The sequence below is a fragment of the Legionella stuttgartensis genome (genome assembly GCF_977063405.2).
Map to the genome: position 1 here is coordinate 377,802 of NZ_CDRUHA020000071.1, position 25,392 is coordinate 403,193.

Genomic DNA, 25,392 nt, shown 5'->3' on the forward strand with positions numbered 1-25,392 from the left:
CAGAATGGAGAGAATACTCTCACTAAATATCAGATAATCTTATTTAAAAGGTAGCATCAAAGTTAGAGCATACTTTTTAAAATATAGCCTCATTCAAATTGAGATTAAGTTTTATACTTTGGTGGTAGATGGGCAACCCAACCGCCTCCTAATGCTTTAACCAACCCTACAGCAGAGGCCATTTGCAAACCATCTATTTGTATGGCAGCCTGCTCCAGTGTAAAAGCACTAATTTGTGCCGTAAGTACATTTAAATAAGGAACAGTGCCCGCTTTATATTGATTTATAACAAGTTTAAGTGCGTATCGCGCATCCTTTGCTGCTTTATCTTGGACTATGCTCTGATTTGTTAAAAAACGTAACGAAACCAGATTATCTTCAACATCCTGAAATGCAGTTAGGACTACTTGACGATAATTGGCAACTTGAGCCATATATTGTTCTTTGGCAGCCCTTACCCCTGCCGCCCGGTAACCCCCATCAAAAATAGTTTCTGCCAATTGCATCCCGGCAGACCAACTGATTGCAGGTTTATGAATCAATTGATGAAAACTATTTCCGGCGGCACTAACCGTTCCATTTAAAGTCAAATTGGGGAAATATGCAGCAATCACCACTCCAATTAAGGCACTCGCTTGTTGAACCAGACGTTCAGCTTGAGCAATGTCTGGCCTACGTTCCAACCAAACTGAAGGGACTTCCAAAGGAATCACCGGCGGTTTTAAATTAATAATGGCAGGTTTTAATGAAAAATCGGCAGGAGGACGCCCCATTAATACAGCAATTGCATGTTCATATTGGCCACGTAAGATTCCATTATTAATGGCTGATGCCTGCGCTGATTCGACCTGGATTTGTGCCTGAACCACATCAGCACGCGATACAACACCTGATGCATATTGATTTCGGGTGAATTGTAATACTTTGCTGTAAGCAGTTACCGTGTCGTCCAAATATTTTTGAACTCGATCCAAGGTGCGTAATTCAAAATAATATTGCGCCAAAGCCCCTTGGGCTGATAAACGAGTCACCCCAATTAACGCTTCATTGGATTGTGCTAAAGCCAGATCGGACTCAATGGTTCGCCGAACAAGTCCCCAAAGATCAGGTTCCCAACTCGCATTCAAAAATGAGGTATAAATTGTAGTGGTTGATGCTGAAGACACGATATTTGTCGTCGCTGTGCCCGTAGTACCAGAAGTGCTGATAATTGATGTAGATCCTCCGGCCTGTCGTTGTCGGAACAAGCTAAATGCACCCACTACAGTTGGATATAAATTTGCGCGTGCTTGGTCTACAATTGCAAGTGACTGCCTGAAATTTGCCTCTGCATTCACAATATTTTGGTTGAAATAATTTAACTGGCTTTCCAAATCATTCAATACTGGATCATTGAAAATCTTCCACCATTCGCCACGGTTCATATCATCTTGAGGCTGGATGGGTTTCCAATTTTTACGCTTAACCCCTATTACCTCTTTACCTTTGGCTTCTTTGAATTGAGTTGGAACTACAACTTTTGGAGGCACATAATTGGGTCCAACCATACAAGAACACACTAAAAAAGAACATAAAATTAAAAATTGTAATCGATTATGAGTGGCCATGGGCACCTCGTAACTTAAACCGTTTCATAAAATTGCGCAATCGTATTCCAGCATTATCCATTGCTAAATAAATCACTGGTGTCGTGTACAGTGTTAATAATTGACTCATAATTAGCCCGCCAACAATAGTTATACCTAATGGGCGACGCAATTCTGAACCTACTCCAAAACCAATAACCAGAGGCATAGCACCTAAAATAGCGGCCATTGTCGTCATCATAATTGGTCGAAAGCGTAATAATGCGGCTTCATAAATTGCTTCACGTGAGGATTTATTTTCTAACCGCTCCGCTTCCAAGGCAAAATCAATCATCATAATGGCATTTTTTTTCACAATACCAATCAGAAGAATCATTCCAATCAAAGCAATAATGCTCAAATCGGATTTAAATAACAATAAAGCCAATAATGCACCCACCCCAGCCGACGGTAGAGTAGACAAAATAGTTATTGGATGAATCAAGCTTTCATAGAGCATCCCCAGCACAATATAAACAGCCAAAATAGCTGTCATTATCAAATATTTCTCTTTTGCAAAAGATTCTTGAAACGCTTGTGCCGTCCCCTGAAACGTACCCCGCATGGTTGGTGGTAAATTCATTTTATTAATTGCACCAGTGATTTGTTTCACTACCCCCCCTAGCGATACTCCAGGAATCAAATTAAATGAAAAAGTAGCCGCCGGAGCAAGACCTAAATGATTTACGGATAATAAAGTAGAACCAGTCTCAAAACTGGCAAATGCGGATATAGGCACTTCGTCACCAGTTGAAGACTTAACGTAAATTTCATCCAATACAGCAGGATATTGCCAATATTTGGGGGCAACATTCAAAACCACATAATATTGATTCATTGGCATATACATAACCGAGATCTGACTTTGGCCAAAAGCATGATATAGCACTTGATCAATCTGTTGTGGGGTAATCCCAAAACGTGATGCAGTGTCATGATCTACATTCACATAAGTTTGCAAACCATGATTAAGCTGGTCATTATTTAAGTCAGTAATACCATGAATCTTTGCCAATTGCTCCATAATTCGCGGCGTCCACGTAGCTAGATCATTTAAATTATCAGCAGTTATAGTATATTGGAATTGAGCTGCTGTTTGTCGCCCACCTATTGTTAGATCTTGGGCTGCCTGCATATACAAAGTAGCACCCGTAATTAAAGATAATTTGCTTCGCAATCGTTCTATTACCTGGAAGGTAGTTATATTTTGGATAGGCTTCAACGTAATAAACATTGAGCCTGTATTGGCTGTATTATTGCTCGGACCACTGCCAATAAAGGCACCAACATTAGCTACAGCGGGATCCTTACGAATTTCTGAAACAAATTGAATTAATTTCCTTTGCATCGCTTGAAATGAAATATTTTGATCTGCTCGTAAAGAACCTGCGATTCGATCCGTATTTTGTTGAGGGAAAAATCCTCTAGGTATAACCGCAAACAAACTTGCAGTAAGTAAAACAGTTGCAAAAGTAAGAATTAACATGACTCGTGGGTGAAACAACGCCCAATGCAAGCCATTTGCATAACTCAAACGCACCTTTTCTGTAAAGCGCATAAAAAAATTGCTGTTATTGCCTTCATGCTCATGCAACATTTTGGAGCACATCATCGGTGTCAAAGTTAAGGAAATAACGAGTGAAATCAAAATTGCTACAGAAAGGGTCACCACAAATTCACGAAATAAACGTCCTACAATGCCACTCATAAGAAAAATTGGAATAAATACGGCAATTAATGAAATGCTAATGGATAACACCGTAAAACCAATTTCTTTTGATCCATCAAAAGCAGCCTGCAGCGGTTTTTTCCCCATAGCAATATGACGAGAAACATTTTCCAGTACTACAACTGCATCATCGACAACAAAACCTGTAGAAATGGTTAAAGCCATCAGCGATAAATTATCCAAACTGTAATTTAATAATTTCATTACTGCAAAAGTCCCAAGTAATGATAATGGAACTGCAATGCCCGGAATCATCATCGCCCTGAAACTTCCAAGAAAAAGGTAAGTAACAAAAATTACCAAACACATAGCAATAAGTAGAGTAAGCTCCACATCATGTAATGAAGTACGAATTGAGGTTGTTCTATCCAGCAAAATATTTAATTTAATATCCTTTGATATAGAAGCCTCAATTTGAGGTAAGATTTGTTTTATATGATCCACTGTTTTTATCACATTGGCGCCGGGTTGCTTGAATAAAACCAAGAGCACGGCTGGTTTCCCGTTTGCCAAGCCCGCAGTATGAACATCAGCAACTGAGTCGAATACATGAGCGACATCAGAAAGACGTACTGGCTGGTTATCGAAATAGCTAATAATTAGTGGGGCATACTCACTTGCCTTATTCATCTGGTCATTACTACTGATTACTGAAACAGTATCATCATGAATCAATTGTCCTTTTGCCAAATTCACATTGGCATTGTTAATTGTTCCAGCAAGTTGGTTTAATCCAATTCCATATTTATTTAAAGCTGTAGGATTAATTTCAACACGAACTGCAGGTAATGAGCTCCCACCCACGGCCACCTGCCCTAAACCTTCAATACGCAAAATCCTTTGTTGCAATATAGTTGATGCGACATCATACATCTGTCCTGGAGTATATTTATCCGAAGTCAATGCAAGAATCATAATCGGCGCGTCAGCAGGATTTACTTTGCGATAAGTAGGATTATTAGTTAAGTTAGCCGGTAATTGACTTAAAGATGCATTAATTGCTGCTTGGATGTCTCGTGCAGCGCCATCAATATTACGTGATAAATCAAATTGTACAGTGATGCTGGTTTGTCCTAAGGTACTTGAGGAAGTAAGTTGAGTGACACCTGCAATTCGCCCTATCTGCCGCTCCAAAGGCGCTGCAACTGAGGTCGCCATAATTTCTGGGCTACCCCCTGGTAACTGAGCTTGTACCATAATGGTTGGGAAATCAATTTGAGGTAAAGGTGCTACAGGTAATAAATCAAATGCAAGAATTCCTGCACAGCTTAGTCCAAATGCTAATAGGATTGTAGCAATGGGTTTTTTAATAAACAAAGATGATAAATTCACGCCCCACTCTCCCTAACATTGGGATTGTGTTTACCATAACTCATTACTTTACGTGATATGCGATCAAAAGTCAGATAAATAATAGGAGTCGTATATAAAGTCACCAACTGACTTACTATTAGTCCCCCAATTATCGCAATACCTAATGGACGTCGTAACTCACCACCTAGCCCATGACTAAATGCCAAAGGAACTGCACCAAGCATGGAGGCCATAGTGGTCATCAAAATGGGTCTAAAACGTAATAAAGCTGCCTCATAAATTGCATTTTCAGGTTTGAGTTTGTATTCACGTTCTTGCTCAAGAGCAAAGTCGATCATCATAATTGCATTTTTTAACACAATTCCAATCAATAAAATAATCGCAATCAAAGCAATGATACTCAGTTCATTATTTGTTATATACAATGCAAATAATGCTCCCATAGAAGCTGAGGGTAAGGTAGATAAAATAGTAAGTGGATGAATGTAACTTTCATAAAGCACACCTAATATGATGTAAACAACAACTACGGCAGCAATGACCAACCACCCTTCATTAGCGAGGGAGTTTTGAAAATTTTTTGTTGTTCCTTGAAAACCTGCCTCTATATTAAGAGGCATATTGAGACTATTTTTTACAGCGTCAACCTGAGTCACTGCATCACCCAAGGATGCATTATTTGCAAGATTAAACGAAAGCGTCGCAGAGGGAAACTGATCCTTATGCGTAATGACTAAGGGACCAACCGCTTGCTGCAAATGAGCAAACGTCTTAATGGGTACAGAGCCACTTGATACCACTCCCGATAAAGGATTAAGATTTTGTGAATTACTCGCTAAGTTATTTATACTATTATTATTTGTTCCAGTAGCATTCACAAAAGAGTTAGTAGCAGAGCTTGTAGAAGAATTAATCACCGAAGAATTAATATAAATGTTATCAAAAGCAATCGATTCTCTTTGTAGTGGAGGCAATACTTCCAATACAACTCGGTATTGATTTCGTTGCGTAAACATAATAGATATTTGCCGCTGACCAAACGAATCATATAAAGTTTCGTCAATCATTTGCATGTTAATACCCAGACGGTATGCCGTATCGCGATCAATATTCAATAATGTAACCAAACCCCTATTTTGCTGATCGGTATTTACGTCTTTCAAAATGGATAATTGGCGCATTTTCTCTAACATTAACTGTGACCACTTAGTAACGTCCTCCCTATCAGGGGCGCTAATACTGTACTGATATTGTGTGCGACTGGTTAACGTATCGATCGTTAAGTCTTGTACAGGTTGCATGTATAAAGAAGCCCCAAAAACTTGATTGATTTTGGATTGCAAACGATTCATAACTTCGATAACGCCTGGACGTTGTTCAAAGGGTTTTAAATTGATCAAAATACGCCCGCTATTGAGCGTGATATTCGTACCATCAATACCGATAAAGGACGATACATTTTCAACTGCCGGATCGGAAAGCACTGCATGCACTAGAGCTTGTTGTCGATTAGTCATTTCTTTAAATGAAACCGATTCAGAGGCCAATGATACTCCTTGAATAATTCCTGTATCCTGAATGGGGAAAAAGCCTTTAGGAATGAGATACAATAAAATGCCTGTGATTAATACAGTAATCAAAAAAATCAGTAAAATAAAAGGTTGGCGTGAAAGAACCCAATGCAGGGAGATTTTATATCGCTCACTAAGATAATCTGATTGACGCTTTAGAAAGCGCTCTAAATCGGTCACTTCATTTTCACTTTGCATCTTTAGAAGTCTAGAACAAAGCATGGGCGTTAACGTTAACGAAACAAATGCTGAAATTGCAATTGTCATGGTTAAGGTCACTGCAAATTCGCGGAATAATCGACCAACTATGTCCCCCATAAATAATAAAGGGATCAGTACCGCAATAAGAGAAATAGACAAAGAAACAATAGTAAAGCCTATTTGAGCGGCTCCTTTATGAGCCGCATCCAAAGGTTTCTCACCCATCTCGATATAACGTATGATGTTTTCAATCATCACAATCGCATCATCAACCACAAATCCTGCAGCAATAGTTAATCCCATCAAAGTAAGGTTATTAAGGCTAAACCCGAGTAAATACATTAGACCTAATGTGCCTACGAGTGCCAAGGGTACTGAAATACTAGGAATTATTGTTGCTGATAACCTACGTAAAAACAGGAAAATCACCATCACAACTAAAACAACTGATAAAAGTAATTCAAATTGGACATTTTCTACGGAAGAACGAATACTGGTCGTACGATCGGTAAGTACTTTGATCTCCATCCCAGACGGAATTGCCAATTTCATTTGTTTCAACAGATTTTTGACTCGTTCTGCTACCTCAATAACATTTGCTGCGGGTTGACGTTGAATATTGAGGATAATCGCTGGCTCTGTATTCATCCATGCCGCTTGCATTGTATTTTCTATACCATCAATAACATTCGCTACATCAGATAAACGGACGGGAGCTCCATTCTGATATGAAACAATTAAGGGACGATAATCTGCTGCAGACAAGAGCTGGTCATTGGAATTAATCGTATAGGCTAAACGTGGGCCATCGAAATTTCCTTTAGCAGCATTCACATTTGAAGCCACAACGATGGAACGCACATCTTCCATAGTTAATCCATACGCAGACAATGCATTTGGATTAGCCTGAATACGTACTGCAGGTCGATGTCCGCCGCCAATACTTACCAACCCTACACCCGATAATTGAGAAATTCTAGGGACAAGACGTGTTTCTGCATAATCCTCTACTTGAGTTAAGGGTAGAGTACTTGTAGTCAAAGCCAAGGTTAGGATGGGTGTATCTGCCGGATTGACTTTACTGTAAACAGGAGGATTGGGAAGATCAATCGGCAAATAATTACTTGCTGCGTTAATTGCTTGCTGAACCTGTTGCTCCGCTACATCCAAACTCATATCCAAATTAAATTGCAAAGTAATAATGGATGAGCCACCTGAGCTGTTTGAGGTCATTTGCTCCAAACCTGGCATTTGTCCGAATTGACGTTCAAGTGGTGCCGTGACTGTAGTGCTCATTACATCTGGACTTGCTCCAGGATAAAATGTTGATACTTGAATGGTGGGGTATTCCACGTCAGGCAGTGCTGAAATAGGTAATAGTTTGTATGAAAGGACGCCAGTTAGCAAAATAGCAAGCATCAATAATGAGGTGCTTATAGCTCTTGCGATAAATGGGCCTGAAATACTCATGAGAGACTGTGCACCTTTAAGCGAGACCCGCTTTTGCGAACTGAGACACTTGGTGAATGCTCTTTTTGGACAAGTACTCTGGAACCATTCATTAATTTATCAGCACCGTTTATTACTATTCTTTGATTGGGTAATAAACCACTTTTGATTACAGTATCATCTTCACTAGTAGGTCCAACAATTACAGTTTGAATTTTTACTGTATTATCTTCCTTAATAACATAAATAAAATCTTCTGTTGTTGTATGTTGTAGAGCAGCTGTTGGCACAACTGTCGCTAGGTGCAACGTTTCAGCTAATATTTTCACATTCACAAATTGATTAGGGAACAATGTGTTTTTTTCGTTATTAAATATCGCTCTAAGTCTTACGGTTCCTGTAGTAGTACTAATTTGGTTATCCAAAGCCAGTAATTTTCCTGTTGCGAGTAAATGGTTTTGTTGTCTATCAAAAACATTCACTTGCATCGCTTTACCACCATAAGCTTGGGGTGCAATAAGTGGTACATAATCTTCTGCTATAGGAAAAATTACCGTAATGGGATCGTGAGTAGTTATTACTGCAATACCTTGGGTATTTGAAGTCTGCACAAAATTTCCTGGGTCTACCAAACGCAAACCGATTCGTCCCTCAATAGGCGAAGTAATATTGCAATAAATAAGATTGACTTTGGTACTCTGAATGAGACCCAGATCTGTTTTAACATTTCCTTCATATTGCTCTACAAGTGACTGCTGTGTTGCTAATGTTTGTTGAGAAATAGAATCTTCTTTCCATAATTTTTGATAACGTTTTAAGTCAATTTTTGCATTCGCTAACAGAGCTGAATCCCGCTTGAGATCTCCTTCATATTGAGTCAGTAATGCTTCATAAGGACGTTGATCAATTTGGGCAAGTAACTGGCCTTTTTTAACCAATTGGCCTTCCTTGAAGAGAACCTTCATTAATAAACCATTTATCTGAGTTTGCACTGTAACAGTATAAACTGGAGTTACTGTGCCAAGTGCCGCGATATAAATAGGTACATCCCGAGTTGTAGAAATTCCCGCTACAACTGGAATAGGATTAGGACTCACAGTATGCGTTTTTTTAGTGGAGATATAGAACCATAATACAGCAACTAGGGTAACTAAAATGATGAGTAAACCTAAATAATTTTCTGCCGGGAAACGCTCTCGCCAACGTTCAATAATCACCATTTTTTTATTCCTGGTAGGTGATTTTTTTCCTTCCATAAACACTACGTCCCTTAAGCAAAAATAATGAAATTCATCATATCGAATTTTCATGTGGGTAGCAAAAAAATCTAGATTACTCCACAGCCCCCTTTATTTGATCAAAAACAACCCACTCAATCAAGAAAAAAGCCAAATTTAACACTATACTAATAAAAAACATTTTTTTCATTGTCCTACATAGCTACAAGGAGTGACCTATGGAAATAAAAGCCTTTCAATTCCTTAGAAATAAAGGATGGAGCTTGAAAGAATTTCCAGATCTTGATTCTATGAACACCCTGGTGCTTATTTTTGCAGCACCCGAGTTCTTGGAATATCAAGAGCCAATAATGCAATTGGCTAACTTTTATTCCAAATCAAAAATCATCGGTTGCTCTACTGCTGGAGAAATTTTTGGGGACAATCTTTTTGACAGCAGTATTACAGTGGCCGTAATCAAATTTGCTAAAACATCGTTAAAAATTGCTAAAGCTGAAGTAAATCATGGTAAAGACTCCGAAAAAGCCGGCAAGCTAATTGCCGAACAATTAAAAGCGGACGATCTGCATAGTATTTTCATTTTGTCTGATGGACTTAATGTAAATGGTTCCGAATTAGTGCAAGGATTAAATACAGTTAAGGGTAACCACAAACTCATTATTACCGGTGGCTTAGCGGGTGATGGCAGTCATTTCGAAAAAACATGGGCCATTTTAAATAATAAAATTCTTGACCATTATGCCGTTGCAGTAGGTTTTTATGGTTCTGATATACATATTGGACATGCATCTAAAGGGGGGTGGGATATTTTTGGTCCAATTCGTCGAATTACCCGTTCTGAATCAAATGTATTATATGAACTTGATTATCAACCGGCTTTACAGCTTTATAAAGAATATTTAGGTGAAAAAGCCTCTGAATTACCTTCTTCAGGATTACTTTATCCATTGGCTATTAATAATCCTCAGGCACATGATGATACCCAATTGGTACGTACTATCCTTGCAATTAATGAGAAAGAACAATCCCTGACTTTTGCAGGGGATATTCCAATAGGATGGTATGCACAATTAATGAGAGCGAATTTTGATCGATTAATTGATAGTGCTAATGAAGCAGGTCTGCTCGCAAATAAATTGATGCTCAATGATAACTTAGATCAGTTAGGGCCCGTTTTGGCGATTGATATCAGTTGTGTAGGCAGGCGATTGCTTTTGGGGGAACGAACAGAAGAAGAAATTGAGTCTACTATGTCTGCTCTACCCAAAGGCTCAACTCAAGTTGGTTTTTATTCATATGGGGAATTATCACCTTTTTCTGTGGGGAATTGTCAATTACATAACCAAACCATGACGATTACAACTATTTATGAGACATAAAAATTTAAGGTTAAAATAAGACAATATGGAAATTCATAAATTATTAAAGCGACAACTGGAACATTCAAACATTGCTGAAGATAAAAAACCAGAATCTGACGAGCAATGGAAAACTTTTCTCCAGCGCATCAATAATACGTATATGGAAGCAGATCAAGAGCGTTATTTGCATGAACGTTCAATAAAAATTTCTTCACGAGAAATGATGAGCTTGAATGAAAAGCTTGAATTTGCTCAACATATTGCAGGATTAGGATATTGGTCTTTTGATGGCAATACCGGACATACTATCTGGTCCAATGAGTTATTCAATCTTTTCCGCTTAAATCCAAATAATAAACCACCTTCTTTGCAGGAGTTTCTAGAGTTAGTTCATGAGCAAGATCGGTTTGAATTACTCCAAAAGGTAGAGTGTGCTTTAAACGATAATATTGATTATGAATGTGAAATACGTGTCAGAAACCCTAGTGGAAATTACCATTGGTATAGAACGATTGGCCAATGCCAAAAAGAAAATAAACAGCTTGCGGGCATTGTTATTGATATTCATAAAAGTAAAATTGCCGAAGAAAAAATCAAAGAATTAAATCAACAAATATCATCTACGGCTCGTCGTGCGGGAATGGCAGAGGTAGCAACAACTATTTTGCACAACATTGGAAATATCTTAAATAGCTCCAATGTTTCCATCACTTTATTAAAAAATAGTTTTAAACAAGATTATGATAAAAAATTATTAAAAATTATGGAAATGATGGAGAAAAATAAGCTCAATTTAGCTGATTTTTTATCCCATGATCCCAAAGGTAAAATTATTCCCCAATATCTATTAACCCTGGCCAAAATTATTTTGGAAGAAAATAAAAAAAACAATACAGAAGTAAATAACCTTCAAAATGATCTACAGCATATAAATCAAATTGTAGATACTCAAAAATCAATTAGTGGACTATCGAGTGTGAACGAAAAAGTCTATCTTCCAGAATTGATAGATACTGCAGTAAATATCACTATGAGTTCCTCAAAAAATGGTGGTATTAAGATAATTAAAGAGTTTCACCCAGCACCTTTAGTTATCGTCGATAAATCCAAATTACTGCAAATATTAATCAATCTAATTCAAAATGCCAAAGAATCGATATTGGAAAACAACTCTATTCCCATTAAAGAAATCAAGTTAATAGTACAAAAATCAGAAAAAAAATCAGTACAAGTTATAGTCGAAGATAATGGAGTTGGAATTAATGCAGATAATTTGCAACGTATCTTTGCTTTTGGATTTACAACAAAAACAAATGGCCATGGTTTTGGATTACACAGTTCTGCATTATCAGCCCGTGATATGGGTGGGTCTCTTTTGGCAGAGAGTAAAGGTGAAGGATATGGGGCGCAATTTGTATTGACTTTGCCGATCCGCGACAGCTTAGATAAATAGGGGGAGCCCATGAATGATATACCATTACATATTATGATCATTGATGATAATCCCTCAATTCATCAAGATTTTATTAAAGTCTTGACTGCTTCGAATCCAAAGTCAGAACTACATCATTTAGACCAACAATTATTTGATGATGAACTCTCTTTAAACGAATCCTATAGTCCCGATATCGAATTTTTTTTACCAAAATTTATTTTTAATACCGCGTGTCAGGGCCAAGAAGCAATTAAAAAAATTAAGGGTGATGTAGAAAAAGGAATACATTATGCCCTGGCCTTTGTCGATATACGAATGCCACCAGGGTGGGATGGGATTGAAACCATTAAACATATGTGGGAGATTGATTCTGATATTCAAGTGGTCATTTGTACTGCTTATTCGGACTACAGTTGGGAAGAAACGGTCAAAGAATTAGGTGTGGGAGATAATTATCTCATCTTAAAAAAACCATTTGACGTGGTTGCGGTAAGACAACTCGCTTGTGCATTAACAAGAAAATGGATTTTGGCCAATGATGCAAAACATCATGAGCAAATATTGCAACAGACGGTGAAAGAGCGCACCGAATCCTTGCAACAATCATTATCCCTCTTAAGATCCACCTTTGAATCATCCGCCGATGGAATTTTAGTCATCGATTTAAATAACAATTTAATCGATTGTAATTCCAAGTTTATCTCCATGTGGAATATCCCGAAATCCATGTTAGAAACTAATGATGGAAGCATCTTTTTATTTTATATGCTGAATCAGATTGTTAAGCCCCGTGAATATTTAGCGGATATAGAGCGTCTAAGAAAAAACATTAATGAAATCAGTAGAGAGATTATTACTTTTAAGAATGGCAAAATATTGGAGTGCTATACTCTTCCCCACCGATTAAATAAAAAAGTCATCGGTCGAGTATGGAGTTTTCGTGATATAACGGAACAAGCAAATCTTGAGAAACAACTAAAATATCAGGCCCTACATGATCCATTAACCAAACTACCTAACAGAGCTCTATTAATCGATAGGATACAAGCCAGTATTGATTATGCAAAGAAACATGGACATCAATTTGCCATCCTGTATTTTGATTTAGATCGATTTAAATTAATCAATGACAGTTTGTCACATGAAGTGGGGGATCAATTATTGCGCATGGTTGGACAACGATGGTCTTCTCTAGTTCGTAAAGAAGATACTTTAGCGCGTATGGGTGGCGATGAGTTCGTGATGATTTGTCATGTATCCGAAAATGAGGATATTAGAGCCATTGCTAACAAAATTATAGATTCTATGAAAGAACCATTCAAAATTTTAAAACGAGATATAACGATTACTACCGCAGCAGGAATAAGTATTTACCCTAAAGATGGAGAGACACCCAGTGATTTGTTAAAAAATGCAGATTTAGCAATGTATCAGTCTAAGGGATTGGGAGGAAATCAGTATTCTTTGTATGCTACTCAATTACATGAATATTCTGATCAATGCTTTAAACTCGAAACAGAGTTACGGAATGCCCTTAAAAATAAAGAGTTTTTTTTATTATATCAACCCCAGTTTAATCTTGATAAGGAAGACTTATTGTCTGTAGAAGCCTTGATTCGTTGGAATCATCCAGACAAAGGATTAATGCTACCTATGGATTTTATTCCTTTGGCAGAAGAAACGGGTTTAATTATACCTATGGGTGAATGGATTATTGGCGAAGTGTGTCAACAAATTAAAGCCTGGCGTAAAAAAGGTCTTCCCTATATACGCGTTGCCATTAATATTACTACTCGGCAATTACAACAGCACAATTTTATTTCCGTAGTAGAGACAATTTTAAAGGAACATTTACTTTCTCCTGAACATATAGAATTTGAAATATCTGAAAATGTGATCATCACGCACCGAGATATTATAAAAACACTGAATCAACTCAAACAACTTGGTATTCGAATCGCATTAGATGATTTTGGAACGGGAAACTCCAGCATCAATTATCTAAAACAACTTCACATTGATTGCCTAAAGATAGATCAATCTTTTATCCAAAATATATCGGCGTCTCGTAGCGATGAAGTAATTATTGAGGCGATCATTTCCATGGCGCGAAGTTTTAATTTTAAAGTTCTTGCTGAAGGTGTAGAAAGTAAAAAACAATTGGATTTTTTAAAACAACAGCGTTGTGATGAAGTTCAAGGCTTTCTTTTCAGCAAACCTTTAACACCCAGTGCGCTTGAGAAATTCTTAAAGCATCACATTTAATCTTCATTGGGTGATTTAGATATAGCGGTACTATTTCATGCTTAAACTACACAAACAAACCTGTCATTGGAATAAATTAGTTCCTTGAAATTAAGTCCCCAAAGTTCTGAATTCGTTTAGAACTTTGGGGGACATTATAAACATATTAACGTGAACAATTCGTTTCATCGCAATTGTTTAGGCTTCTGTAGGAAAGTCTTCAATAGGAGGGGCTATCCATAGACTGCAGTTGGGAGATGGCATGACGTAAGTCGTGACCACGTGTGAGTTCATGCTATTAAGCATCGCTCTTCTGGTAGAATGCATCGTATTTTTGACAGTACAGACCATATTTTTTTGTGCCAAAAAAGCTGCGCACCCACTATTTCCTGGAGAATTAGTGTAATCAATATCACGAGTTGTCATGAGATACACCCGTGTTTTTAAGGATGCTGATTCAGAAATAAGCTTAAAGCTGAAAGGCCCCGCGATGTGATGTTGTCCCCAAGAAGTAATTTGTTCTGAGGCAGCAACAACTACTTGTGGAAGTCCTTGCGCTGTCACTGTAACTGTTTCTGTACTATTTGGCTCGATTGGGAGATTGTTAATCGTTAACGAAAAATCTTGAGAAAGCAAGTTGGGAAATTCTTGGTTAAACACTACCGCCTGTGCTTCCGGGTCTCCTCGATACTGAGCCTTTACGCTATCGAAAACATGCCAGAGCTTATTATAAGCATTAGTACAAAGTTGAGCATCTTTTGCGCTAGGAAGCACTCCTGCGGAAACAGAATTTGAGGCTCCAGCAAGTAAACAAATGGATAGAAATGTATATTTCATAACAAACTCCTTGTTATTTAGTTAAAGAATCATTACCCAATTAAGGCCTTGATTCTGATAATGAAGCCTCTTCATTAACATTTTTGCCGTCAATGATTACAATTGTGACTTCACACGTGCCATTCCATGGCATTTTGTATAATTACATAGCTAAAAAACAATTGTCAAAAAAGCGGCGACTGTTTGGCGAGATAGTAGAAGTTGATGATTTTATTTTAAACCTGTGGGTGAAAAGTCCTTAACACTTCATTAGTGTAATGGCATATCTAATAATAAATAATGCACATTACACCGCGATACCACTAATAAGATCTTATCTCAGGTCTAATTTTCTGCCATTGATTTAATGGTGAGTAATCAGGCGTTGTCATTTTATCGACAGGCAAGTAGAACGTTTGTTCTAACAAATGCTGACCACTCAATGCTGCATGCGACACATGATCGGTAAAGACTATCCAGGTACTTTTAGCCGGAAAATCAATTTGCATCTTCTCAACATTTGCCTGATAACTATCATCCAGCTTCATCGTATCATGTAAATGCAGCATGTAATGATCGTAGGGAGGTCTTAAAGTTTTTGTTGCTTTAACCCACTTCAGCATTTTGGCTTTTATTTTACTGTAGGGTGCGATTTTAGGTGCAAACCGATTAAGAACATTTTCAAATGGCTCACCAAGATTCCAAACTCGAGGTTCACTAGGATTGATATTACAAAAAACCCGTAAAATTCTTAAGCCATGGACGGGACTGGCCGAAAAGGAATCCACATGCAAACGCGTATCATCTTTACGTTTTGAAGAAACACGACCGTTAATTTGTGCAGGCCTGAAACTGGTCCTTCCCCATTGCAAATGAGGTGCGTAAGAAGGAAGAGTAGTCTGAATTAATTGATGGGCAAATTCTGCATAACCATGCATCATATCCCTCAGTTTACCATCCAGATTACCAATATCTTTGTTAAAAGCGCTTAACTTTTTATTACGAATATCGTAACTTACATTTTTACGACTACCATCCAAGACATTTTCAGATAATAAAAGCGCGTCCACAGGAGCAAAAAAATATTCTGGAAAAAACAAAACCTTGCCTGCTTCTAATAGATTAACACTCTTTTGGTGGTCAATTTGCTCAATGTTTTGTGTAAATAAATAGGAATTCATTATTTTTACCTTAAATAATGTGTAATTTAGTAAAAATTTCATGCTACATCGAATATAATTCAAAAAACCCAATTTTTACTTTTAGCTGCTGGATCATACCATGTCACTTTGTCCTTGTGGATCACAAAATAAATATGAATTATGTTGTGGTTTATACCTTGAGAAAAAACAACACCCAGAAACTCCGGAGCAATTGATGCGGTCACGATATACTGCATACAGTATGGGCAATATTGATTACATCAAAAATACAATGAAAGGCAAAGCCTTAATAGGCTTTAATGAATTTGAAGCGGATCTATGGGCTAAAAGTGTAACCTGGATTAGTTTGGACGTGTTGAATACAAATACACCAGCTCCTGATAAAAGTTTTGTTGAATTTGCAGCACGTTATTCCGAGGGTAATAAAGTACAAATTATTCATGAGGTAAGTGAATTTCACAGGGAAAATGACCGTTGGTTCTATGTCAGTGGAGTACACAAACACAGTTTAGAGAAAATCAGAAAACCCAAAGTTGCCCGGAATGCCCCCTGCCCTTGTGGTAGTGGTAAAAAATTTAAGAATTGTCATGATAAATAACAATTAGAGTTAAAAATATGAATGGTCACTTAATGCTTAATATCTTCATCTTTCTTGCCGCCGCCAGCATTATGGTTCCTATTGCCAGTCGTTTCAAATTGGGCTCAGTTCTTGGCTATCTTACCGTGGGCATTCTTATTGGTCCTTTTGGATTAAAACTGATAGGAAACTCGCAACAAATTATGAATTTTGGTGAATTTGGCGTGATTATGATGTTGTTTCTTATTGGTTTGGAATTGGAACCGGCCATGTTATGGAAACTTCGAAAAATCATTGTAGGCCTAGGGGGGTTACAAGTACTCTTAACTACAAGCATCTTAACTGCCATTGGACTTCTCATTGGTTTTGATTGGCGAGCAACTTTAGCAGTAAGTATGGCTTTGTCGCTTTCATCAACAGCTCTTGTCTTGCAGATGCTGCAAGAAAAAAACTTACTCAAAACAGCAGAAGGTGAAACCTCTTTCGCTGTTTTATTATTCCAAGATATTGCAGTCATCCCGATCTTAATCATTATTCCCTTACTCGAGCAACATGCAAATATAAAAATCAATCACGAAACAGCATTTATAATGAATCTTCCCCGATGGTTACATGCAATTTTGGTGACTGGAGTAATTGGAGTGGTTATTTTAGTGGGCCATTACCTATCCAGACACTTGTTTTCAATTATTGCCAAAACCAATTTACGCGAAGTATTCACCGCCTTTTCTCTTGCTTTAGTAGTAGGCGTTACTTTATTAATGGAATCTATAGGCGTCTCTCCTGCTTTAGGCGCCTTTATTGCTGGTGTTGTATTGGCTAACTCTCAATACAAACATGCGGTTGATGCAGATATTCAACCTTTTAAAGGGATTTTACTTGGATTGTTCTTTATCTCTGTAGGAATGGGGATGAATTTCTCTCTTTTTTCTAATAAAGCCCTGCTGATTATTGTTGCTGTGCTTTCCTTAATTACCTGCAAAGCATTTATTTTGTTTCTGTTGGGACGTTTCTTTGATTTAACTAAATTACAAAGCTTAGGTTTTGCTTTTGCTCTATCGCAAGGAAGTGAATTTGCCTTCGTGCTCTTTGAATATGCGGGCGTGACCAAGGTAATCAATCAAGAAAGCGCAGCCTTTTTTACTCTAGTTGTCGCATTATCCATGCTTGCAACTCCCTTTTTAATGCTTTTTTATCATCGATTTGTCATACCCAAATTTCTAAGTTTTTTACCTGAACGTGAATACGATTCGTTTAATGAAAAAAATGGGATTATTCTTGCAGGTTATGGACGTTTTGGTCAAATCATTGGCCGCTTGCTTAACGGTGAAAATATAAAAATGACCGTATTGGAAAAAAATCCGGAGCAAATTGAGCTGCTCAGAAAATTTGGTTATGTCGGATATTTCGGAGATGCAAGCCGATTGGATATGTTAAAAAGTGCAGGGGCAGAACACGCAAAACTGCTGATAGTCGCCGTGGGAAATGTAGAAGCTAATCTAAAGATCGTGAAGTTAGCCAAACAACATTTTCCCCATTTAAAAATTTATGCCAGAGCCCGTAATCGGCGCCATGCTTATGAATTACATCGAGTAGGCGTGGATTATTTTATTAGAGAATTATTTGATTCTTCTTTGACTATGACCCAGGAGGTCATGAAATTCCTAGGATATAATCACGAGGACATTCAGAAAAAAGCGACAGCCTTCAAAAAACACGATGAAACAACATTAGTTCAATCCTTTGATTTTTTTGAAAAAGAAAGCGATTTAATTAGTTTCTCACGACAAGCAAAAGGTGAATTAGAACGCATTCTACAATCAAATTAAAAGGCATCCAGGTTACACCAAATTACATGGCGAACAGGAGTATTAACTACGCATGATTAATTTTCAGCAAATTTCTTTAGAAACGTTTCTTAGTGAATATTGGCAAAAAAAACCGTTAGTAATTCGCAATGCATTGCCAGAATTTATTAATCCCTTATCTCCCGATGAGTTAGCTGGTCTCGCTCTTGAAGAAGATGTTGAAAGTCGTTTGGTTTTTGAAACTCCCCATGAAAAGCCACATTGGCATTTAAAGCGCGGCCCATTCTCTGAACATGATTTCAACATTCTCCCCCCAACACATTGGACTTTGCTCGTTCAAGGAGTAGACCGATTAATTCCTGAAGTTTATGCGTTGCTTGAGCATTTCGATTTTATTCCTCAATGGCGCATCGACGATATCATGATTAGTTATGCTGCACTTCATGGTAGCGTTGGACCTCATTACGATAATTATGATGTTTTTTTATATCAGGGTGTAGGGCGTCGAGAATGGTTTCTTACCACTAAAAGATGCAATAATGAGAATTACCTCAAAGATCTTGAACTTCGTATCATGGAGCAATTTGATGTCGAAGAGCGCATCATTCTCGAAGAGGGAGATATGTTATATCTCCCTCCACATGTGGGGCACCATGGAATTTCACTTACACAAGACTGCATGACTTATTCTTTTGGTTACCGTAGCTATCAAGGACAAGAGTTATTAGATAGCCTTGGTGAATATTTAGCTGAAAAAGATACATTCAAAACATTATATCAAGATCCAGACTGGTCTCATTTACACAATACCTCTGAAATCACTCGCCCCGCCTGGCAAAACGCGCAAAGACTATTACAACAATTAATCAGTGATGAAACAATAATGAAATCATGGTTTGGATGCTTTGCAACACAGTTGGATCAACAAGCAGAGCATCAATTACCTTTACCCTTAGAGGAAGATGAATTAATTGATTTATCAAGTTTTATTAACGAATTAAAAACAGGATTAAATCTTACGAGAGATGCCTCATGTCGTTTTGCTTATCAAAGTCCAGATGAACAATCCGAATACCAACTGTATATTAATGGCTGTGAATGGGAAATTAATGGTGTCTCACACGATTTACTAAGCTATGTAGCAAATAATCGTTTCTTAACCCACAAAGTACTTACGACTCATTTAAATACTACACAAAATCAAATATTTATTTATAATTTATGGAAATTGCAATGGTTACAAATTGCAGGGGATTAAAGTTTGTTGGCTTATTTTTTCTCAAATTGAGAATAGTTAAAAGGTCAGGAAACTTGAATAATTGGTTAAACTTAAAATCGTAGAGTATAGTTAATATACATACCATAACAAGGATAGGTAATGAAAAAAATAATACTGGCTGTAATCCTAGTGTGTTCAACTGGGTTCTTAGTCAACTGTTCTAACGGTAACCCATGTTGTGGAACTTGTGCGAGTGATTGTGGGGGCTGCGGTGGTTGCAATGGAAGTTGGTATTAAAAATATCCGACAACTGCAGTATGTGTCGTAACCCGGGGTCTCTCGCAGATTTTCCCGGTTTACGGCAACACCATCATCCTGGCGAAACTAAGTATCTTAATAAGACCGTTTCACTTTCCAACCAATACTACCCAACATCTTCGCTGCGTCGCATAAGCTGAAATTTCAATTGGCCAAAATTAATTCTATGGCTAAATAAAGTAATAAGTGCACCAGTTAATACCAAAATAACTCCCGCAAGGCCCCACAGACTCACTTCTTCACCTAAGAGAAATACTCCAAAAATGACCACAAACACGGGTTCTAAAACAGATAAAATGGAGGCTTTTTCTGAACTGATGTATTTCAAGCTGTACAACAACAAAATAATAGGAGCTACAGTTGCAATAATTGAAATTCCAAAAAGATGATACCAAACATCCATAGAAGACGGAATTGAAAAGGAGTGATTAAAAAGAGAAACAATTAAACTGGTTACCATGCATCCCAAACAGACCATAAAAGTAGACATATTTGGAGAGAGCTCATTTCGTTTACTGCCGATCACATAACACGCATAAAAGAAAGCAGAAGCAACGCCTAACAGAATGCCCCATAAGTTAAACGACAATGCATTGAAGTCCACCATAAGCACCATACCAATTAAAATAACTAGAATAGCGAAATAATAAACGTGCGGAATAGACTGCTCATAAAAGAAATAGTTGAGCAACATAATCAGGACTGGATAAGTAAAAAAGATAACCATCGCCAATCCAGAACCTATGTATTGAGAGGCTAAAAAATATAGCCAGGTTGATATACCGTAAAAAAAAGCACCTGTTAAAAAGGCAATACATATATTTTTATATGAATCGGTTCTCTTTTTTATTTTGGGCAGCATAATAAGCAAAATAATCATGCTAGAAATTAAAAAGCGCCAAAATAACATTGTGCTGGCGGATAGGTTGCCATTAATCGCACTCAAACCAAAATAACCAATAAAACCATACAGGAATCCGGATAAAATGGCATAGATAGAACCACGATATTCTTGATTTATCATTATGATACTGCCTGAAAAAACTGACTTAAATAAAGCAGGTTAGATTATTAATCCAACCAGAAAGCATGGAGGTATATTCACCTGCATGAAAATATAAAAAATAGTGTATCATTTTTTCGACATAATATCATATTGAAAACAAAAGATACATAATGTATCATTTGTTCACTTTTTATTGAGATTTTTAACTATGTTTCGATTTTTGCTCTTTATCTCCTGTCTTTTTGTAATAGTTAATGATGGTTATGCTGATTCTGCTGTCTGTACTGAACATCAATGCATCGCCGTTGTAGATGCAGGGAGTACCGGCTCAAGACTTCATATTTTTGCTTATGATCTTGATGAAACCAATACCCCATTCGGTATTGCAGAAATATGGTCCAAAAAGATCAAACCTGGATTTGCTACGATTGAAGCAAACCAAAATACTATAGATGCATACCTCACTACCCTTTTCTCCGGAGCTCCAGCACAGCATATTCCTGTTTACTTTTATGCAACAGCAGGAATGCGTCTTGTACCACAAACCAAACAAAAAATTTACTATCAGGAAGTACAAAAATGGTTTAACCAGCAATCTGCATGGCAGCTTATAGATGCCAAAACCATTACTGGACATGATGAAGCATTATACGACTGGCTTGCTGTAAATTATCATATAGGCGCACTCAAATCGGCCTCTAGTACGCCCGTAGGAGTTATGGATATTGGCGGAGCTTCAGTACAAATTGTATTTCCAATACAAAAAAATACTGAAGAGAAAGGAACACAAGTTGAATTGGATCTTTACGGCCAACACATCAATTTATCCGTCCACAGTTTCTTAGGACTTGGACAAAACGAAATGGCCCATCAACTTCTAGATACTGCTTCTTGCTTTTCAGAAGGTTACCCACTTTCGGACGGACGTTCTGGACAAGGTGATGCCTTACTTTGTGAGCATGAGGTATCTCCTTTAATTAAAATGCATAAGGTCAAAAAAGAAGTACAGCCTATTCTTTCAGCGAGTCATATCAGCTCATGGTATGCCATTGGCGGTTTTCCAAATCTTGCAGAAAGCAAACCGTTTCAATTTCAAAACAATCAATTGACTATTCAAGATTTGTTTCAACAAGCAAATAATCTGATTTGTCATCAACAATGGGAAAGTCTCAGTAATCAGTTCCCAAACAATGAATACATTGAGTCATATTGTCTCTTACCTGCATTTTATTATGCATTGATGGTAGAGGGTTATGGTTTAACAGCCAGTCAACAGGTAAATTATGTTCCTTCAGCACAAAACCTGGATTGGACTTTAGGTGTTGTATTACATCATTGATGCGTAGCCTGGGTGAAAGCCAAATCTTAACCCAGGTTTAATTTGCCTCACATTTCCAAGTCCGCTTCATTGAGGCCTGTCTATATGGGTTCTATACGAAACTCATAGTTCTTCTAAAGAAAAATCCTCAATCCTTAAAACTTTTGATTGCCCATAAAAGGTACTTAGAGCATCATGAAATTTTTGTGCACGTGGTGATAATCCATGCTGACAATAATGAAGTACTTGTTTATAAACCGCTTGTTTAAAAGCAACAGTATCCGACTCTGCGCCATTTAAATTATCAATACTGATATGAAATTTATGCCCGGCAGCTTTTGAAAGAATCCACTCTATTGCTTGTGGCTTTACTTCAACCTGTTGAAATAAAGCTTGTTGCTCTGCACTACGCCCATCAGGCATATACCAATATCCGAAATCTACTTGTTTTCTGCGCTCTTCTCCAGCAATAAGCCAATGAGAACACTCATGCAACGCGCTGCTAAAAAAACCATGAGCAAAATATAACGCGTTATAGGAATGTTCTTCATTCGCAGGTAAATAGATTGGTTCATCATCACCTTTAACGAGCTTGGTATTAAATTCTTTGCCGAAGCATTGATCAAAAAGAGTTATTAAATCCTGATATTGATGCACAAACAGCTTTTCACTCATTAATTTACACATAATGTCTAATTTATACTAATATATTTAAAGAGTCATTATATTTTATGAGTTTCCGGAACTTGGAGTTTCGACGATAAATATGCAAAAAAAAGCACTGTCGTATCGATTAGGAAGATTTATAAATAAGCTTCGATGGCCAATAATAGGTTTATGGTTGCTTGCAATTTTACTCTGCATTCCCTTTTTACCGCACATTATTACTCCGTTTAAAACGACTGGTTTTGTGGATGAGAGTTCTCAAAGTGCCCGTGCCGAAGAGTATATGAATAAACAGTTGGGGTATAATGATAAAAATAAATTTCTTATCATGTACCACAGCAAAAAACTTTTAGCGACGCAGCATAAATTTAAAGAGAAAATTAAAAAATCATTGTCTGATTTAAAAGATTTTCCAATTAAACACAAAATAATTTACCCTGATGGTACACATCAAATTTCCAAAGATAAACATACAGCTTATGTTGGAGTGATCATCAAGAGCAATAAGCCGCTTAGTAATGATCTATTAAAGCAGTTTAAAGAATCTATAAAAAAACCGAGCAATATGACGATGTGGATTGGAGGTGAGCCGCTTTTCGTAGAAAATGTGAACCAACAAACACAAACTGACCTTTATAAAGCTGATATTGTCGCCACCCCGATAGCGATTATCACCTTAATTCTTGTATTTGGATCGGTAGTCGCTGCTACCCTTCCAATTATTCTGGGTGGCGGATGTGCGATAATCATCCTGACCACTCTTTATTTCTTTGGGCATTTATTCACACTTTCTATTTTCACCATTAACATCGCTTTATTGCTCGGTCTGTGTCTTTGCCTTGATTATTCATTGTTTTTTATTAATCGATTTAGAGATGAGTTAAAGAACGGACTAAATATTGAGGAAGCGATAGCAACAACTCAAGAAACTGCTGGCAAAGCGATTTTTTTTAGTGGTTTAGCCGTTTTTGTAAGCCTCAGTGCTTTATTTTTATTCCCGGTCAACATTCTTTTCTCAGTTGCTGTGGGTGGCTTGGCTGCTGTATTTTTTGCGGTATTAATCTCTACTATATTCCTCCCTGCGATTCTTGCCGTATTGAAATCAAAAATTAATTTTATGTCAGTACACATAATATTTAAAAACAAAAATCATTCCAGTTCCTGGCGATGGCTTGCGGAGCGAGTTGTTCATCATCCTTACTATTTTTTCTTTCCTATTCTTATTTTTTTATTAGTGCTTGGATATCCATTCTTAGAGGCAAAATTTGGCATATCAGACTATCGTATTTTCCCGGAGAAATCAGCAAATCGTGCTTTTTATGACAACTATGCAAAGAAATTTCAGATTGAACAATTAAGCCCTATAATCTTGGTGATTGAATCCCCCTCTTCATCCATCTTATCGCGTCATAACTTGTCCAAAATATATAATTTGGTCCAGAAATTGAAAGATAATCCACGCGTCAAAGAGGTCAATGGTATTATAAGTAGCAATTCCGACCTAAAAAAGAATCAATATTACACTCTTTATCATTTGAATAAAAAACTACTTGACCCACAGGTCAAACAACTATTGGATACGACAACAACCAAACATTTGGCAGTCATTAATGTAATTAGCAAGTATCCAGTTAATTCACAAGAAACTAAAAAACTGGTAAGTGAATTACAGGATATAAAATTAGGATCAGGATTAAAAGTACAACTTACTGGGGTAACGGTGAGTAACATTGATGTACTACACAGCATTTATCGTTATCTACCTTATGCCATCATATGGATTATTGTATTTTCTTATCTGATACTGCTTTTATTATTAAGATCTCTATTCTTGCCTTTGAAAGCAATTATAATGACTTTATTAAGTCTATGTGCCTCATATGGCGCATTGGTTTTTGTGTTCCAGCATGGATATTTATCCAGCATCCTTAACTTCCAACCACAAGAAATGCTCGACATCAGTTTATTGGTAATTATATTTTGTGCTCTGTTTGGTTTTTCGATGGACTATGAAGTATTTTTGCTCTCTCGAATCAAAGAAGCGCATCAATTAACTAAAGATAACAACAAAAGTATTATTTTTGGGATTGAAAAAAGCAGTCGTATTATTACCAGTGCTGCACTGATTGTTATTGTGATTAGCTGCTCGTTTTTGATAGCAGATGTCTTAATGGTCAAAGCATTTGGGCTAGGCATTGCAGTTGCTATTTTCGTCGATGCCTTTTTAATACGAAGCTTTTTAGTCCCAGCAACCATGGCCATCTTCAAAAACTGGGTATGGTATCTACCTAAATGGCTGGATCGAATTCTGCCTAAATTATAATCCTAAATGCT

16 protein-coding genes are annotated in these 25,392 nt (G+C 37.2%); 8 read left to right on the forward strand and 8 right to left on the reverse strand.

What is annotated here, in order from left to right; all coding sequences use genetic code 11:
• Nucleotides 1-104: 104 nt before the first annotated feature.
• The 4 genes from ACWTEW_RS26350 to ACWTEW_RS26365 are packed head-to-tail and all read right to left on the reverse strand — an operon-like array spanning nt 105 to nt 9,145.
• The gene (locus ACWTEW_RS26350) at nt 105-1,607 is read right to left on the reverse strand and encodes an efflux transporter outer membrane subunit (protein WP_454781050.1); all 1,503 of its coding nucleotides are present in this window, start codon (nt 1,605-1,607) and stop codon (nt 105-107) included.
• A complete protein-coding gene (locus tag ACWTEW_RS26355; protein ID WP_454781051.1) occupies nt 1,594-4,686 on the reverse strand; it encodes an efflux RND transporter permease subunit in 3,093 nt (1,030 codons plus the stop codon). Before ACWTEW_RS26355 ends, ACWTEW_RS26350 begins: the two co-directional genes overlap by 14 nt.
• Nucleotides 4,683-7,910, reverse strand: a complete 3,228-nt coding sequence (locus ACWTEW_RS26360) for an efflux RND transporter permease subunit (RefSeq protein ID WP_454781052.1) — start codon at nt 7,908-7,910, stop codon at nt 4,683-4,685. The genes ACWTEW_RS26355 and ACWTEW_RS26360 overlap by 4 nt, the downstream gene beginning before the upstream one ends.
• The gene (locus ACWTEW_RS26365) at nt 7,907-9,145 is read right to left on the reverse strand and encodes an efflux RND transporter periplasmic adaptor subunit (RefSeq protein ID WP_454781053.1); all 1,239 of its coding nucleotides are present in this window, start codon (nt 9,143-9,145) and stop codon (nt 7,907-7,909) included. Before ACWTEW_RS26365 ends, ACWTEW_RS26360 begins: the two co-directional genes overlap by 4 nt.
• A 200-nt stretch (nt 9,146-9,345) precedes the next feature.
• Here ACWTEW_RS26365 and ACWTEW_RS26370 point away from each other — a divergent pair, with 200 nt between their 5' ends.
• From ACWTEW_RS26370 to ACWTEW_RS26380, 3 genes are read left to right on the forward strand one after another with little or no spacing between them, the layout of a single operon-like run.
• Entirely contained in the window at nt 9,346-10,506 is a 1,161-nt protein-coding gene (locus tag ACWTEW_RS26370; protein WP_454781054.1) for an FIST signal transduction protein, read from the forward strand.
• A gap of 25 nt (nt 10,507-10,531) precedes the next feature.
• Nucleotides 10,532-11,941, forward strand: coding sequence for an ATP-binding protein (locus tag ACWTEW_RS26375; RefSeq protein WP_454781055.1), 1,410 nt, complete (start codon nt 10,532-10,534; stop codon nt 11,939-11,941).
• Between the two features lie 9 nt (nt 11,942-11,950).
• Nucleotides 11,951-14,188, forward strand: a complete 2,238-nt coding sequence (locus ACWTEW_RS26380) for an EAL domain-containing protein (RefSeq protein WP_454781056.1) — start codon at nt 11,951-11,953, stop codon at nt 14,186-14,188.
• Between the two features lie 177 nt (nt 14,189-14,365).
• On the opposite strand, the gene ACWTEW_RS26385 is transcribed toward ACWTEW_RS26380, so the two are convergent.
• Together ACWTEW_RS26385 and kdoO are read right to left on the reverse strand one after the other, a co-directional pair.
• Entirely contained in the window at nt 14,366-15,004 is a 639-nt protein-coding gene (locus ACWTEW_RS26385; RefSeq protein ID WP_454781057.1) for a hypothetical protein, read from the reverse strand.
• Nucleotides 15,005-15,306: 302 nt separating this feature from the next.
• Entirely contained in the window at nt 15,307-16,164 is an 858-nt protein-coding gene (kdoO, locus tag ACWTEW_RS26390; RefSeq protein WP_454781058.1) for a Kdo hydroxylase KdoO, read from the reverse strand.
• A 100-nt stretch (nt 16,165-16,264) separates the two neighbouring features.
• Between kdoO and ACWTEW_RS26395 the strand changes: the two genes are divergently transcribed.
• Genes ACWTEW_RS26395 through ACWTEW_RS26405 form a run of 3 tightly spaced genes read left to right on the forward strand, consistent with a single transcriptional unit; the run spans nt 16,265 to nt 19,789 of the window.
• Entirely contained in the window at nt 16,265-16,744 is a 480-nt protein-coding gene (locus ACWTEW_RS26395) for a YchJ family protein (protein ID WP_454781059.1), read from the forward strand.
• A gap of 17 nt (nt 16,745-16,761) precedes the next feature.
• Nucleotides 16,762-18,552 carry a monovalent cation:proton antiporter-2 (CPA2) family protein gene (locus ACWTEW_RS26400; protein ID WP_454781060.1) on the forward strand — a complete coding sequence of 597 codons (1,791 nt, stop codon included), beginning with the start codon at nt 16,762-16,764 and terminating at the stop codon, nt 18,550-18,552.
• 52 nt (nt 18,553-18,604) lie between these two features.
• On the forward strand, nt 18,605-19,789 hold the full coding sequence (locus tag ACWTEW_RS26405; RefSeq protein WP_454781061.1) for a JmjC domain-containing protein: 1,185 nt from the start codon (nt 18,605-18,607) through the stop codon (nt 19,787-19,789).
• A gap of 385 nt (nt 19,790-20,174) precedes the next feature.
• Here ACWTEW_RS26405 and ACWTEW_RS26410 read toward each other — a convergent pair whose 3' ends face one another.
• Nucleotides 20,175-21,092 carry a DMT family transporter gene (locus tag ACWTEW_RS26410; protein ID WP_454781062.1) on the reverse strand — a complete coding sequence of 306 codons (918 nt, stop codon included), beginning with the start codon at nt 21,090-21,092 and terminating at the stop codon, nt 20,175-20,177.
• Between the two features lie 190 nt (nt 21,093-21,282).
• Here ACWTEW_RS26410 and ACWTEW_RS26415 point away from each other — a divergent pair, with 190 nt between their 5' ends.
• Nucleotides 21,283-22,413 (forward strand): multidrug DMT transporter permease, encoded by a 1,131-nt coding sequence (locus ACWTEW_RS26415; RefSeq protein ID WP_454781063.1) that lies wholly within the window; start codon nt 21,283-21,285, stop codon nt 22,411-22,413.
• Nucleotides 22,414-22,515: 102 nt separating this feature from the next.
• Here ACWTEW_RS26415 and ACWTEW_RS26420 read toward each other — a convergent pair whose 3' ends face one another.
• Nucleotides 22,516-23,049 (reverse strand): elongation factor P hydroxylase, encoded by a 534-nt coding sequence (locus ACWTEW_RS26420; RefSeq protein WP_454781279.1) that lies wholly within the window; start codon nt 23,047-23,049, stop codon nt 22,516-22,518.
• Between the two features lie 109 nt (nt 23,050-23,158).
• On the opposite strand from ACWTEW_RS26420, the gene ACWTEW_RS26425 reads away from it, so the two are divergent.
• The gene (locus ACWTEW_RS26425; RefSeq protein ID WP_454781064.1) at nt 23,159-25,381 is read left to right on the forward strand and encodes an MMPL family transporter; all 2,223 of its coding nucleotides are present in this window, start codon (nt 23,159-23,161) and stop codon (nt 25,379-25,381) included.
• Nucleotides 25,382-25,392 lie beyond the last annotated feature (11 nt).